At 36.8% G+C, this 14,057-nt stretch carries 11 protein-coding genes; 7 read left to right on the plus strand and 4 right to left on the minus strand.

What is annotated here, in order from left to right; all coding sequences use genetic code 11:
• Positions 1–138 precede the first annotated feature (138 nt).
• On the minus strand, positions 139–1,920 hold the full coding sequence (locus Q1A47_RS17500) for a methyl-accepting chemotaxis protein (protein ID WP_166530530.1): 1,782 nt from the start codon (positions 1,918–1,920) through the stop codon (positions 139–141).
• A 170-nt stretch (positions 1,921–2,090) separates the two neighbouring features.
• Between Q1A47_RS17500 and Q1A47_RS17505 the strand changes: the two genes are divergently transcribed.
• The 5 genes from Q1A47_RS17505 (at position 2,091) to rsgA (ending at position 8,464) form a co-directional block, all read left to right on the plus strand.
• The gene (locus tag Q1A47_RS17505) at positions 2,091–2,603 is read left to right on the plus strand and encodes a GNAT family N-acetyltransferase (protein ID WP_121604480.1); all 513 of its coding nucleotides are present in this window, start codon (positions 2,091–2,093) and stop codon (positions 2,601–2,603) included.
• Between the two features lie 166 nt (positions 2,604–2,769).
• Entirely contained in the window at positions 2,770–4,188 is a 1,419-nt protein-coding gene (locus Q1A47_RS17510; RefSeq protein WP_166530529.1) for a LysM peptidoglycan-binding domain-containing protein, read from the plus strand.
• A 426-nt stretch (positions 4,189–4,614) separates the two neighbouring features.
• Positions 4,615–6,240, plus strand: a complete 1,626-nt coding sequence (gene abc-f, locus Q1A47_RS17515; protein ID WP_166530528.1) for a ribosomal protection-like ABC-F family protein — start codon at positions 4,615–4,617, stop codon at positions 6,238–6,240.
• Between the two features lie 90 nt (positions 6,241–6,330).
• Complete coding sequence (locus Q1A47_RS17520) at positions 6,331–7,155, plus strand: aldo/keto reductase (RefSeq protein WP_026680695.1); 825 nt, start codon at positions 6,331–6,333, stop codon at positions 7,153–7,155.
• A gap of 241 nt (positions 7,156–7,396) precedes the next feature.
• Positions 7,397–8,464: a ribosome small subunit-dependent GTPase A gene (gene rsgA, locus Q1A47_RS17525; protein WP_166530527.1), complete on the plus strand. Its 1,068-nt coding sequence runs from the start codon at positions 7,397–7,399 to the stop codon at positions 8,462–8,464.
• Positions 8,465–8,704: 240 nt separating this feature from the next.
• On the opposite strand, the gene Q1A47_RS17530 is transcribed toward rsgA, so the two are convergent.
• Together Q1A47_RS17530 and Q1A47_RS17535 are read right to left on the minus strand one after the other, a co-directional pair.
• Complete coding sequence (locus tag Q1A47_RS17530) at positions 8,705–9,250, minus strand: HD domain-containing protein (RefSeq protein ID WP_026680697.1); 546 nt, start codon at positions 9,248–9,250, stop codon at positions 8,705–8,707.
• Positions 9,247–9,855, minus strand: coding sequence for a TetR/AcrR family transcriptional regulator (locus Q1A47_RS17535; RefSeq protein ID WP_026680698.1), 609 nt, complete (start codon positions 9,853–9,855; stop codon positions 9,247–9,249). The genes Q1A47_RS17530 and Q1A47_RS17535 overlap by 4 nt, the downstream gene beginning before the upstream one ends.
• 84 nt (positions 9,856–9,939) lie before the next feature.
• On the opposite strand from Q1A47_RS17535, the gene Q1A47_RS17540 reads away from it, so the two are divergent.
• Positions 9,940–10,482 carry a hypothetical protein gene (locus tag Q1A47_RS17540; RefSeq protein WP_026680699.1) on the plus strand — a complete coding sequence of 181 codons (543 nt, stop codon included), beginning with the start codon at positions 9,940–9,942 and terminating at the stop codon, positions 10,480–10,482.
• 202 nt (positions 10,483–10,684) lie between these two features.
• On the opposite strand, the gene glpT is transcribed toward Q1A47_RS17540, so the two are convergent.
• Positions 10,685–12,046 (minus strand): glycerol-3-phosphate transporter, encoded by a 1,362-nt coding sequence (glpT, locus tag Q1A47_RS17545; protein ID WP_026680700.1) that lies wholly within the window; start codon positions 12,044–12,046, stop codon positions 10,685–10,687.
• A 652-nt stretch (positions 12,047–12,698) separates the two neighbouring features.
• Between glpT and fni the strand changes: the two genes are divergently transcribed.
• Entirely contained in the window at positions 12,699–13,754 is a 1,056-nt protein-coding gene (gene fni / locus Q1A47_RS17550; RefSeq protein ID WP_166530547.1) for a type 2 isopentenyl-diphosphate Delta-isomerase, read from the plus strand.
• Positions 13,755–14,057: the final 303 nt, after the last annotated feature.

Raw genomic sequence — 14,057 nt, forward strand, 5'->3', positions numbered from 1 at the left:
ATAATAGCTACTAGAGGAAGCGTAAATCTGAGCATGTAGTGATAAGGACTGAGCGAATTTTGCTCCGTTTTTCTTAGCTTATCCTTGTCTATCCCGCATATAATTGGCAGTAAAATCCCACTGATTGCTAGTCAAACTTTATAGTTTAAACGTATTTATTTCTTCATTTAATTTTTCAGCTAGTTCTGCTAGCTCATTTGCATTAGAAGATACTTCTTCCATAGAACTAGATGTTTGTTGGGCGGATGCGGCAGCCTGTTCCACGCCAGCAGCAGATTCTTCGGAGACAGAGGCAATCTCTTCAATTAGCTGATTCATATCTACGCTATTTGCTGCAATTTCCTTTAAATTTTCAGAAATTGTATTTATCTTATTTGTCATATCTCTCACTGCATGATTGATGGTAGTAAAGTTCTTACCAGTAGTTTCAATTTGTGCAGTTCCTTCTTTTACTTCATGATAGCCACTATTTAATGACCCAACCACTTGGGTGGTTTCTGATTGGATATTTTGAACAATCGTAGTTATTTCTCCAACTGATGATGCAACTTGCTCGGATAGCCTACGTACCTCATCAGCTACAACTGCGAATCCTTTTCCGTGTTCACCAGCTCTAGCTGCTTCTATGGCAGCGTTTAAGGATAGCAAGTTCGTTTGATCTGCAATATCTTTAATAACAAGAACTAGCTTGGAAATCTCGTTTGACTGATGATCGAGCCCTTGGACTTTTTCTACTGCTTCCGCAACAATCGAGTCTATTTGCTTCATTTGTGATACGGATTGTTTCATCAGTTCTGTACCTTCAGAAGTTAACTGTTGAACTTTCTGAGAGCTTTGCATCACTTCTTGACCATTTGCTTCTGATGATTGAACTTTTCGTACAAAATCATTCATATTTTCCGATAAATCGCCTGCACTTGTTGCCTGTGTCTCCGCACCTGAGGACAGTTCTTCCATTGTGGATGCAATTTGATTACTTCCCTCTCTTACCTCGTTAGCTGATTGAGTCAATTCCTCACTGCGAGATGAGACAGAATTGGAAGCGTTTTGAACTTTGAAAAGGATCCCTTTAATATTGTCCTTCATTTGATTAACTGACTGTGCAAGTTGCCCGATCTCGTCTTTTCCTTGATAATTCATCGATGTGGCTTGGAGGTTTCCATTTGCTACTTCTGAAGTAATTTTTACAACGTTGCTCAAATGGAGGGATGTCTTCTTACTAATTAGAATCATAAGTAAAATTCCAACGATAATAGCTGTTAAATTGGCTATCATTAATACTATTGTACTATAATTCATTGTTTCTGAAGCTTGATTCACAGATGTTTCTTGTTCTTGGCGAACGATCTTGCTTAAATCATTAACGAGCTGGATTGTTTCTGTTCGTAGTCTTGTTGAATAAGAGCGTAATGAATTTGCCATCGTATCTTCTCCACTTTGTACGGAAGCAACCATCTCATTAAAAAACGTATCATTTATACTAGCATCATTTTCTACAATCTTTTTAAATATTTCTTTTTGCTTGTTTGTTTTCATCGTGGGTTTAATTTTCTTAACAAGTGCATCAAATTCCGCTTGGTATTCTTTGAACATGTTTACATATTTATAATCCTCGGAAAGTAAATAGTCCGCAATTTGTACATCTTTTCCTTGGATCAGAGAAGATAGCTGAGTCATCTCGTTCACACGTATACTTTGCTCGCTGATTTGATCCATATTCTTTTGCCCTTTCGTTAATTGTACATAAACGATCGTGGTTGCAGCGATAAACAGAGCCGCTGTTATAAGAAAAATAGCTACATACTTTTGACCTATTTTTACATTTTTCCAATTAATAGGGCTTTTGTTCTTTTGTTTAATTGTCTTTTCTTTCTTTTGTTTTACTTTAGGTTTTATTTTTTTGACCTTATTTTTCTTCATATATATCCCCCAGTTATATTAAGAAAAGCATTTTCTTTCATTATCGACATAAAAGAACTGAGTATGAAGTACTATTTAAAATTTTTTAACATTTGCTTCATTTAATGCGTATCATGTAAAATGTGAAATTGTGGTTTGAATTGAAATAACTATAAATACAGGTGATATATATGAACTATTCAGCTTTTTTAACCGTGGAGAAGGATAAAAATGAATTAAAGCAAGAGCTAGACTCATTAGAAGTCCAATTATTTCGCATGCAAAATAGTATAAAAGAAATAGCTAAAAAGTCTGACGTTATTAGTATTGACCAAACACAAGATGACAATTGGGTTATCATTTATGCAGATAAACAATCAAATTCTTTCCAAATTATGCTCCATGAATGTACCAAGCCTTTTCGAGGTAATTGGGATTCAGCTATTCAAGCAGAATATAAAAATACAAGTACCCTTCATATTTCAGATATAAAAGGGGAACAGAACAAGGGGTTTGGCTCTGTATTAATGAGGCATTTAAAGGAAATAGCTAGAGATGAGAATAAGCAGTACATCACTGGTGACATTGTTCAGCGGGATTTTGATCATGTAAATCGGCTGAAGCATTTTTATAGTAAACATTATTTTGATGTGAAAATAGATTATCAAGAACAATATGGTGAAATACTTTGGATTAATAATTGATGCTGTTCCGTAAAAACGGAGCAGTTTTTTTGAAATAAACACAGTTTGTAATAACAGGACAAACACCTAATGAATAAGATAGTCAATAGAAACAATGAGACTATATTCATGGGGTCTTGCTAATTTCTATGAATAGTAGTTACTTGAATTGGGAGCGTATATACAAATGCAAATTCATGTGATTAAACGAAATGATACATTATGGAACATTGCGGAGCGTTATGGTTCTGATTATCGACAAATAGCTGTATTAAATCAATTGAATAATCCAAATATATTAGTGATTGGGCAAGCACTTGTCATTCCAGATCCACGTAGAGAATATGTTGTGCAGTCTGGAGATACATTGTGGATGATAGCCCAACGATATCAAATACCTGTACAGGAGATTGCGGCAGTCAATCAAATAACAGACCCTAATTTGTTATTTGTAGGACAGATGTTAGAAATACCTTATTATCCATATATCGTACAGCTTGGAGATTCGTTATGGGAAATAGCCCAACAGACTGGTGTTACAGTTAATGAATTAATGAGGATGAATGCAATTACCAATCCATCGCTTATTTATCCAGGTCAAGTATTAAAAATTCCTCAACCATCCAGGCCGGTTAAAGAAATAAATGCATATGCTACAAAAACGGGAGCACAAGGTGCTCAGGAAATATTGGCCTATGGAAGGCTACTAACGTACGTAACACCATTTACGTATAGTATTCGATCAGATGGTACGATTACCGAGCTAAACGATTTACCTATTCTTGAAGCGGCAGAGGCAACAAATGTGCTGCCACTTTTAGTATTAACAAATTTCGTTGAAGGGGACTTTGACTCTGATTTAGCAGCAACATTATTACGGAGCCCTGAGTTACAAGAGAAGTTAATAACGATTCTATTAGAAGAAATGCAAGAAAAAGGATATCAAGGAGTAAATTTTGATTTTGAATATGTTTATCCTGAGGATCGAGAGAACTATAACAACTTTTTACGGCGTGTTGTAGCTCGCCTTCATCCTAATGGATATCTGGTTACTACGGCTCTTGCTCCCAAAATTAGAAGTGATCAAGAAGGATTGCTCTATGAGGCTCATGATTATAAAACACAGGGAGAAATTGTTGATTTTATTGTGCTCATGACTTATGAATGGGGATGGGCAGGAGGAAGACCATTAGCGATAGCGCCAATTAATGAGGTACGTAAGGTACTAGATTATGCAATTACAGTCATACCTCGTGATAAAATTATGATGGGAATACCGTTGTATGGAAGAGACTGGAGAATTCCGTGGCAAGAAGGTACTGTAGCTCGAACAGTTAGTTCACAAGAAGCCATCCAACTAGCTGCAACTTATGGAGCGGAGATCCAATATAATGATACCTATCAATCACCATACTTCCGTTATACGGCTGGAGATGGTCAGCAGCATGAAGTATGGTTTGAGGATGCAAGAAGTATCCAAGCAAAATACGATACACTAAGAGATTATGATATAAGAGGGGCTAGTTACTGGGTATTAGGTATTCCATTTCCCCAAAATTGGCCTGTTTTGCAAAATAACTTTATCGTAAAAAAAGGTGACGTTTAGCATTGACACCTTTCTGAATTTTTAAGTATACTAGACATAATTAAAAAGGAGGTGGGTTAGATGAATCATACTGGTAGTGTAACGAAGATTAAAGAATATCTTTGGTTTCGTTATGCGATTTTTTCCGGAAATGTTGCTTGAGGGATAAGTATGCCCTTTTTTACTACAACATTAGGAAAAATACCAGTAAGAGACATCTACCTACAAGCGGATTCGTATGGAAAATCGTTGGCTTCCTCTGAAGTGGAATAGACTAACGCTTCCATATATCTAGTGAAAAAGGCGTGTAAAGGGAGAACTCTTTGCGTCTTTTTTTGGTGTTTTTAAAAGATTGTTCTTTATGATGTAAAAATTGAATAGCAATCTAATAAAAATACTTCTTTCTATGTGTAGTAAGTGTCTCTTCGGCAAACGGAGGAAGAGAAGATGATTATTAGCAGTTTACAGCAAGTGACGCAAATATTAGGTGCAAATATTATATTTAAGGATATTACAGTTGAAATTAAAGAAGGAGAACGAATTGGGTTAATTGGAAGGAATGGAGAAGGAAAGACAACCTTACTAGATTTATTGGCAAAGAAGTCGGAGCCAGCAGAAGGTACGATTACATGGAAAAAGAATTTATCCGTTGGTTTATTACAGCAAGCCCCATCTTTAGAAGCTGAAGCTGAGGTTGAATCACTGTTATTTCAAGTTTTTACAAAGCTTAATCGACTAAAATCACAAATGCTTGAATTGGAAGCTAGTATGTCTTCGGAAACGGAAGCTGATCAATTAATGCTTCTTATTGAAAAGTACGGAAAGCTTCAAGAGCAATTCCAGGATCAAGGTGGTTACGAAATGGATGCTCAAGTAAGGCGTGTAATGAATGGCTTACAAATGGAGCATTTAGCCAATAAGAAGTGGAAGAACCTAAGTGGTGGAGAAAGAACAAAGGTTGGTTTAGCGCAGCTATTATTAACAGCGCCAGATCTTCTGCTGTTGGATGAGCCGACGAATCATTTGGATTTCCTTGCGATTGAATGGCTAACAAATTTTATAAATCAATACCATGGAACAGTTGTCATTGTTTCTCATGACCGTTATTTTCTAGATGAAACAGTAACTACTATATTAGAGATGGACCAAGGAGAACTGTTGAAATATCATACGAATTATACGGATTATGTAAAAGAAAGAGAAACGCGTTTACTGCAAGAATTCCAGCAATACCAGGATCAACAGAAAAAAATAAAGAAGATGAAGGAAACGATTAAACGTTTAAAAGAGTGGGCAAATCAAGCAAATCCACCAAATGATGGCTTGCATCGTCGAGCCAAAAGTATGGAAAAAGCTTTAGAGAAAATGACTGTCTTGAAACGTCCGATTTTGGAGAAAAAGCGTATTAATTTGGATTTTCAAATGGAAAAACGTAGTGGGAAGGATGTTATTCTGCTGGATAATGTGTATAAGCGTTTTCCGAGTAAACCATTATTTTCGGCAGCCAATATGCATATTCGCTTTCAAGATCGTGTTGCTATTATAGGTGAAAACGGAACTGGGAAATCAACTCTGTTAAGAATGTTATTAGGGAAAGATGAACCAGATCAGGGTGCGATCCAACTAGGAAGCAATTTATCTATTGGTTTCTTATCACAGCATATGTTAGAAATGGATGGATCTCGATCTGTTCTGGAAGAATTTCGTGATCAAGTACCTGTTACAGAGGGAGAAGCGAGGGGGATTTTAGCAAGGTTTCTTTTCTTTGGTCCGAGTGTTTTCCGTAAGGTTAAGCAATTAAGTGGTGGAGAAAAAATGCGTCTACGTTTGGCGGAACTTGTGTACCAGAATCATAATTTGCTTATTTTAGATGAGCCAACGAATCATCTTGATATTGAATCCAAAGAGGTTCTAGAAGAAGCATTAGAACAATTTGATGGAACAATTATTGCAGTATCACATGATCGATACTTTTTAGATAGACTCTTTCCTGTAACCTATTTAATTGATCAGGAACGCTTATCGAGATATGAAGGAAATTACACGTTCGCTCGGAGAAAATGGAGAGGTTAAGGATGGTCATTACGAATGCATATTGATTAAATCCAATAAGCAGCTGTGATAATATAAGAATAATATTCCAAAATGAAAGGGAGTTAAAAGATGCAGTATATAACACTTAACAACGGTTTGAAAATGCCACAATTAGGATTTGGTGTTTGGCAAGTACCGGATGAAGAAGCGACCCCTGCAGTGGAAAAGGCACTAGAAATTGGTTACCGCTCTATTGATACGGCAAAAGTTTATGAAAACGAAAATGGTGTTGGTAAGGCACTAGCAAACAGTAATGTTGCACGTGAAGACCTTTTTATCACTACTAAAGTTTGGAATTCGGATCAAGGCTATGAGAATACGCTACAGGCATTTGACAAAAGCTTAGAACGATTAGGCTTAGATTATGTTGATCTTTACCTTATTCACTGGCCGACGCCTGAGTATGATGACTATGTGGAAACATATAAAGCTTTGGAAAAGCTATATAAGGATGGTCGTGTGAAAGCGATTGGTGTTTGTAACTTTAATGTGGAGCACTTGCAACGATTAATAGATGAATGTGATGTTGTTCCTGCGGTTAATCAAGTAGAGTGTCACCCATACTTGCAGCAAAAAGAAGTAAAGGAATTCTGTGAAAAACACAATATATATCTTGAAGCTTGGAGTCCATTAATGCAAGGTGGCGAAGTATTAAAAAATGATGTAATTACTAGTATTGCTGGTAGTTATAGTAAAACACCTGCTCAGGTAATTCTTCGCTGGCATCTGCAATATAATAATATTGTAATACCTAAATCAGTTACACCATCTAGAATGGAAGAGAATTTTAACGTGTTTGATTTTGAACTAACGACTGATGATATGAAAAGGATCGAAGGATTGGATCGAAATGAGCGTAAAGGCCCGGAGCCGAGCGAAATGAATATTAGATAGGCAGAGAAGCCAGACGTGTTTTTTACGTCTGGCTTTTTGCTGAATTGTACAGAAGAACTTTACTAAGTAAGTAATATAGGGTATAACTATTGTAGGTTAACACCGATAGGTCCATTTTGAAAGGAGTGATGTTTTATGAGTGCAACTGTAAAACGAAATTTATGTACGTACACATCAAACAAAATGGAGGAACGGTCGGTATAATGAGGGTGCTTTCTCCATTATAGGAGGAATTTTCATAGTGAACGATTTGGTAAAGTTAGGATGGGAGGAATCATCTTCACCATCTGTCAATTTGAATACAATTGCACGTGTTATTACGGTGCAACGGAATAGCTATCGCATATCTGATGGTCGATATGAGTATATAGCGCATGTTAGTGGGAAATTCTTTAATGAGGTTAATTCATCAATGGATTTTCCTGCTGTTGGTGATTGGGTGGTTGTGGAGAAACTAATTGATGAGAAAAAAGCAGTAATAAAGGAACTATTACCACGTAAAACTCAATTTGTTCGCCAAGCGGCTGGTGATAAGACAGAAGCGCAGTTAGTTGCTGCAAATTTGGATACTATTTTTATCGTAGGTTCGTTAAATGATGATCTTAATGTACGAAGGATGGAAAGATATATTATCTCAGCCTATGAGAGTGGAGCTTCACCAGTTATAGTGCTTACGAAAAAAGATATGTGTAAAGCTGATGAAATAGCTACGATCATGTCTGAGCTTGAAGAGGTTTCAATTGGGATTCCGATTGTTACATTGAGCAGTATAACGGGAGAAGGTATAACGGAATTTATGTCTTATTTGCCTCCACGTAAAACTGCAGCGCTTTTAGGTTCATCTGGCGTAGGAAAATCAACATTGGTAAATGTGCTACTGGAAGAACAGGTTCAACTTACAAATGCTATACGGGAGAATGATAGTAAAGGTCGTCATACAACAACACATCGTGAAATGTTTTTATTGAAAAATGGTGGATTACTTATTGATACACCTGGTATGCGTGAGCTGCAGCTTTGGGAAGGTGAACATGCTATTGATACGGCATTTGAGGATATTGAAGCCTTCGTTACCGCATGTTATTTTACCGACTGCAAGCATGATACGGAGCCTGGCTGTAGAGTGAAGGATGCCCTTAATTCAGGTGAATTGTCTGAAGCACGTTTCCAGAGCTATCTAAAATTACAGCGTGAGTTAGCTTATGAAAAGAGAAAGCAGGATCAAAAAGCACAACTCGAAGAAAAAAATAAGTGGAAGCAGCTTACCAAAAATATGAAGACAAGATATAAAAATCGTAGATATAAATAAAAGAAAGACAGCCTCCATTCCTCATTGGAAATCGGAGGCTGCTTTATTGTCTATAAAAAATGAAGTGGAAGTCGAGTAATCATCAAGAACAGTACTGTATGCGAGTCAAGGCATATAGTTGATTGCCACTCTTTCCAGAAGATTATAGTATATCCCAGATGTAACAGACAGAAAGAGCCTTACTAAAGCAATGTTTTCCTCAAGAATTCTGTGGAAAAAACACAATGGAATACTACTTTATTATTTTCCTTCAAACACTCTAGCAACAGTTTCTTCATATAATCTAAAGTAATTGGGGATTTCTTCAGAACGTAAACCATAGTACATTACTTCAACTAATGACTGATTGTACCATTTTTGCTTTTCGAAAGGAGCGTTAAAATGGTCCCAAACAATTGCACCTTGACCTCTCAAGTCCTGTTCTAAGCTTAGTAAATTATCTAGTTTATCAGCAATAATTAAATATTTTATCTCCTTTTCCGCAGATTTCAAGTTGTCAATTGTATGCTGTTTTCTTTCCTGCCAACTTAGAGATTTATTTTCTGTATTGGCTGCAACCAAGTGAGCTATTGAATCACCAAATTGTTCCTTAATATCCTTAATAGTATAAGAAGTGTCTTCCGCCACATCGTGTAAATATCCAGCACTAATTAATTCATCACGAAAACCAGCTGCTGCTAACCTTGCTGCTACACGGATGGGATGAGTGATATAAGGATCATTGGAACTCTTTCTTCGTTGTCCATCATGTGCCTTTGTTGCGAACGCTTTAGCTTTTTGTCTCATTTATCCAAAACCTCCTGTTTACATAAACTCTTTAGATGATGTTGGATCACAGAGGTCATCATTTCTTTAGACAGGCTATCTGGTTGTAGCAAATGATGAATAGCAAGTCCATCAATGAGTGCATATAACCGTTCAGTTTCAATCTCAGCAGCAAACTGATCAGGTACGAATTGCAGGGAGATAAGATGATCAATAACAGCAATAATAACACGTCGTAAGTCATGATATACCTTTTGATTCAACTGCATTAAATCTGGGTCAACAAGACTTCTTGCTGAAAAACTTAACCATACCTCCATCTCTATTTTTCTGTCTTTATCTAAAGGTATAAATTCAAAAAGAACTTCCTCCATGACTTGTAGTGGTGGACCATCGTACTGTTGACTGGCCATTCTTTCTCGAACTCTATCGGAGACTAGTTGCATGGAATAAAGCAACAACTCCGATTGGGTTGTGAAATAGTGCCTTAAAGCGCCTACTGATAAATCAGCAGCATGAGCGATATTACGAACGGTTGCTTGCTCTATTCCTTCTTCTACAATTATTTTCCATGTTGCTTCTGCTATTATAATTTTTCTTTTTTCATGATCTACTTTTTTTGGCATGTCATTATTATAACACAGTTGTATTATTTAAATAAGTAACGTATAATTTAATTAATACGATTGTACTAAAAAGAGGTGGATTCTTTGATTGGTTGGTTAATTATTGCTTGTGAGATCGGTTTTTGGATATTTGTTTTAGCTGGTTTAATCGCAAGATATGTATTTAAAAAGAGACGGCTTGGGGCTATATTACTTATCCTTACTCCAGTTGTTGACTTTATCTTGTTAATGGCAACAGTAATTGATTTGAAAAACGGGGCAATTGCCACAACAGTTCACGGTATTGCTGCTATTTATATTGGTGTAAGCATAGGCTATGGTCATAGTATGATCAAATGGGCGGATCAACAATTTGCCTATCGGTTTGCTGATGGTGAGAAGCCGTCTAAAAAGAAAAAGTATGGAAAGGAATTCGCTAAAAGCGAACGAGTTGGTTGGTATCGTCATTTGTTAGCTTGGTGCATAGGGAGTGTATTTTTAGGAGGTATCATTTTATATATAAATAATCCGGAACAGACAAATGCGTTATTTGAAACCTTTCGTCTCTGGTCACTAATATTGCTGATTGATTTTGTTATTAGCTTTAGTTATACATTATTTCCAAAGAAGTCTAGTTCTCACGTTTAGCACGATATTATATTTTTTTAGGTTCCTGTTGTTCCACTATATTTACACGATACAAGGATGGTCACATTAGGTAAAATAAATCAGCTATAGGTGTCCTGTTCTAGCGTTTGACAAAGGATTGTTTCATTTGAACTTTAGATATATAAAAAGGGGAGCCCTTTAGCCATTTTCCATAGCTTTTGGAACTCCCTATAATTTATTATTAATGCTTAACTACTTCTTGTCCGCGAACATTCCAAGTTAACGTAAATAATAGAATGGCTAATATGCAAGAACCAGTTAATAAAAGGAAACCTGCATTCCAGCCTGCATGTTGTACAATAAATCCCATAAGTGCATTTGCCATTACAGCACCACCAAGATAGCCAAACAAACCTGTTAGGCCAGCAGCGGTTCCGGCAGCTTTCTTTGGTACAAAGTCTAATGCTTGTAAGCCGATAAGCATAACCGGTCCATATATAAGGAAACCTATTGCTATAAGTGCTAAGTTGTCAATTAAAGGGTTTCCTGCTGGATTAAGCCAATAAACAACAACAGAGAGTAGAACTCCTACCATGAAGATGACACCTGCAGGACCACGACGCCCTTTAAATACCTTATCGGAAATATATCCACATAATAATGTCCCAGGGATTCCAGCCCACTCGTATAAGAAATAGGCTAAACTAGATTCTTCCATATTAAAGGATTTTTCTTCACTTAAATACGTCGGTGCCCAGTCAAGTACACCATAGCGCACAAAGTATACAAACACATTTGCTAATGCAATTGTCCATACCCATTTATTATTTAAAACATATTTAAACAATATTTCTTTTGTAGTTAGTTCTGTTTCGTATGTTTTTTTATCCTTGCTTTGATAATCATTACGGTACTCCTCGATCGGTGGTAAACCGACGGATTGTGGCGTATCTCTCATTAACAAGAAAGCAATGATAGCAACCACGATTGCAACAAGAGCTGGTAGAATAAATATTCCTTCGTAGCCGACAAACACAGCACCAAAATAAGTAGTGCAAATGGATACACCTGCTATCGCTAGTGGTGCCATTAACCCGCCACCAACGTTGTGTGCTACATTCCAAATCGAGGTTTTCGTGCCTCTTTCACTAACGCTAAACCAGTGTACTAATATTCTTCCGGAAGGTGGCCACCCCATACCTTGTGCCCATCCATTTAAAAATAGCATTATAAACATGATAGTCACTGTTGAAGTAAAGAATGGCACGAAGCCAATTAGTAAGTTGATAATAGCTGATAATATGAGTCCAATGGTGAGGAAATATCTAGCATTACTGCGATCTGATACAGTCCCCATCACAAACTTACTTACACCATAAGCAATGGAAATTGCTGCTAAAGCAATCCCTAATTCCCCTTTGGTAAAGCCTTCCTCTGTTAAATAAGGTATCGCAAGCGAAAAGTTTTTACGAATTAAATAATATCCTGCATAGCCAATAAATATTCCTAAAAATACTTGCAACCGAAGCTTTTTATAGGAAGAGTCGATTTTTTCTTCTGGCATCCTTTCTTTATGAGGTGCAGGCTTTAAAAATTTGAACATTTGTTCTCCCTTCTTTCCTTATATTTAAGTTAAATGAGTCAAGTTTATAATGGTAGCCTAATCCGAGTGATCTTGAATGTGAATAGTGAATACAGTAAATTTCATCTACAGGCACACGCTTACCGTGAGTCATCTCATCGATTCATGCCAATTAAGTCTCATCTGAGCACTCTTCCTGTAGAGTCACCACCATATGTTACAATCGATGAAATCAGCATCTTTCAATCACGAGTTATTTTAAATTTACCCGAATAAAATCGCTAATATTCCTCCCCTAGTTGAAGCTTCCCTTTTTATAGATTGTTCGGATAAGCACTTATGAAATTGATTCCAATAGGCATGGGTGTAAATTACGAAAAAAAAAGACATGCTTAAACGCCTCTTCTATAAAAGAAAAGAGGAATAAAGCTGTCTCTCCATTATCTCCGACCCATATATTAACTTATTAATTTAATGTAAACTGTAATGCAATCGCTGTCAATATATTTTTGGAAGAAAGCATTTCTTCATGAGCCTCGTATTTGGAATTAACCACTCAGAATAAGCGATTAGCTGAGTCTGCAAAATTATTAAAGAAAGATCATTACAATACGAACAATTGGTCAAGGTATGTTATGATATGGATGGAGGTCTAAAATTGGAGGTCTATAAAATGGAAGAAGGAATTAACCGTAGAAAGACAGAGCATATTCGACTTTGTTTAACCGAAAATGTAGAAGGCATCAATAAATCAACAGGGTTAGAGGGAATTTCATTTATACATAATGCACTTCCAGAAATTAATTTTGATTCTATCGAGACAACTACTACGTTTTTACATAAATCACTGCAGGCCCCATTCTTAGTAAGTTCAATGACTGGAGGGTCTGAGCTAGCAGCACAAATTAATCAAAACTTAGCATTAGCAGCGGAAGAAAAAAGATGGGCGGTGGCACTTGGATCTACAAGGGCACTATTGGAAAGTGACTCGCATAAGGATTCTTTTTTAATACGTAAGCAAGCACCAACTGTTCCATTAATTGCTAATTTAGGTGCTGTTCAATTAAATTATGGGTATGGTGTCGAAGAAGCACAACGAATTGTAGATTTGACGGAGGCGGATTCTCTCGTTCTGCATTTAAATAGCTTACAGGAAGCAGTACAAGATGAAGGGGATCTGAATTTCAATGAACTATTGCCGAAAATCGAGAAGATATGTGAGCGTCTAGACGTTCCAGTTGGAGCGAAAGAAGTAGGATTTGGGATAGATGGTACGGTAGCTAAGCGACTATACGATGCAGGGATTTCGTACATTGATGTAGCTGGAGCTGGTGGCACATCATGGAGTCAAGTCGAAAAGCTAAGATCTCAAGATTCACTTAAGAAGGCTGCAGCAGAAGCATTTAATAACTGGGGAATACCTACAAAGGATTGTATTGTGTCCGTAAAAAGTAAGCTACCGAACATACCACTCGTAGCAAGTGGTGGTATGAAAACAGGCGTAGACGCAGCAAAAGCAATTACGATTGGAGCCGATGTGATTGGATTTGCTAGGCAATTATTGCAAGCTGCAACAGAATCAGTGGAATCTGTAATGCAAACAATGGAACAAATCGAATTGGAATTGAAAATGGTGATGTTTGGAATTGGTGTTACTTCTTTAAACGAGTTAAAAAATACAAAACGTCTAACGATTATGGGGAAATCCTTGCTTGATGAAAGCAGCTAAGCCATTAGGTTTTAGCTGTTTTTATTTTAGTCTAGGAATTATAAAATTAGCCCATGTGGATAAAAATGGGCGAGTTGAGCCGCGTCCAGCCCCAGCGCCCACAAACTGGTCGATTTCACGAATCATCTTACGATAAGGCATTATCGGCTCGCAAGCATACCATGATTCTTTTATCTCCGTTGACTCGCTCCAGTCCTAATCGGGCGCTTGCGCTTTTGTTCAAAGATAAGAAAGTATAAAAATTTGGCTATACCAGAGTGTTTCTTACTGTGGTATTTTAAGTATATGGAAAAAAACATCTTG

This window comes from uncultured Virgibacillus sp. (genome assembly GCF_947495635.1).
Lineage (GTDB): Bacteria > Bacillota > Bacilli > Bacillales > Amphibacillaceae > Virgibacillus > Virgibacillus salarius.

Excerpts from the sequence above, each read along its gene's own strand:
- Q1A47_RS17500 (WP_166530530.1), bottom strand. The coding sequence starts at position 1,920 with ATGAAGAAAAATAAGGTCAAAAAAATAAAACCTAAAGTAAAACAAAAG.
- Q1A47_RS17505 (WP_121604480.1), top strand. The coding sequence starts at position 2,091 with ATGAACTATTCAGCTTTTTTAACCGTGGAGAAGGATAAAAATGAATTA.
- Q1A47_RS17510 (WP_166530529.1), top strand. The coding sequence starts at position 2,770 with ATGCAAATTCATGTGATTAAACGAAATGATACATTATGGAACATTGCG.
- abc-f (WP_166530528.1), top strand. The coding sequence starts at position 4,615 with ATGATTATTAGCAGTTTACAGCAAGTGACGCAAATATTAGGTGCAAAT.
- Q1A47_RS17520 (WP_026680695.1), top strand. The coding sequence starts at position 6,331 with ATGCAGTATATAACACTTAACAACGGTTTGAAAATGCCACAATTAGGA.
- Q1A47_RS17530 (WP_026680697.1), bottom strand. The coding sequence starts at position 9,250 with ATGAGACAAAAAGCTAAAGCGTTCGCAACAAAGGCACATGATGGACAA.
- Q1A47_RS17535 (WP_026680698.1), bottom strand. The coding sequence starts at position 9,855 with ATGCCAAAAAAAGTAGATCATGAAAAAAGAAAAATTATAATAGCAGAA.
- glpT (WP_026680700.1), bottom strand. The coding sequence starts at position 12,046 with ATGTTCAAATTTTTAAAGCCTGCACCTCATAAAGAAAGGATGCCAGAA.
- fni (WP_166530547.1), top strand. The coding sequence starts at position 12,699 with ATGGAAGAAGGAATTAACCGTAGAAAGACAGAGCATATTCGACTTTGT.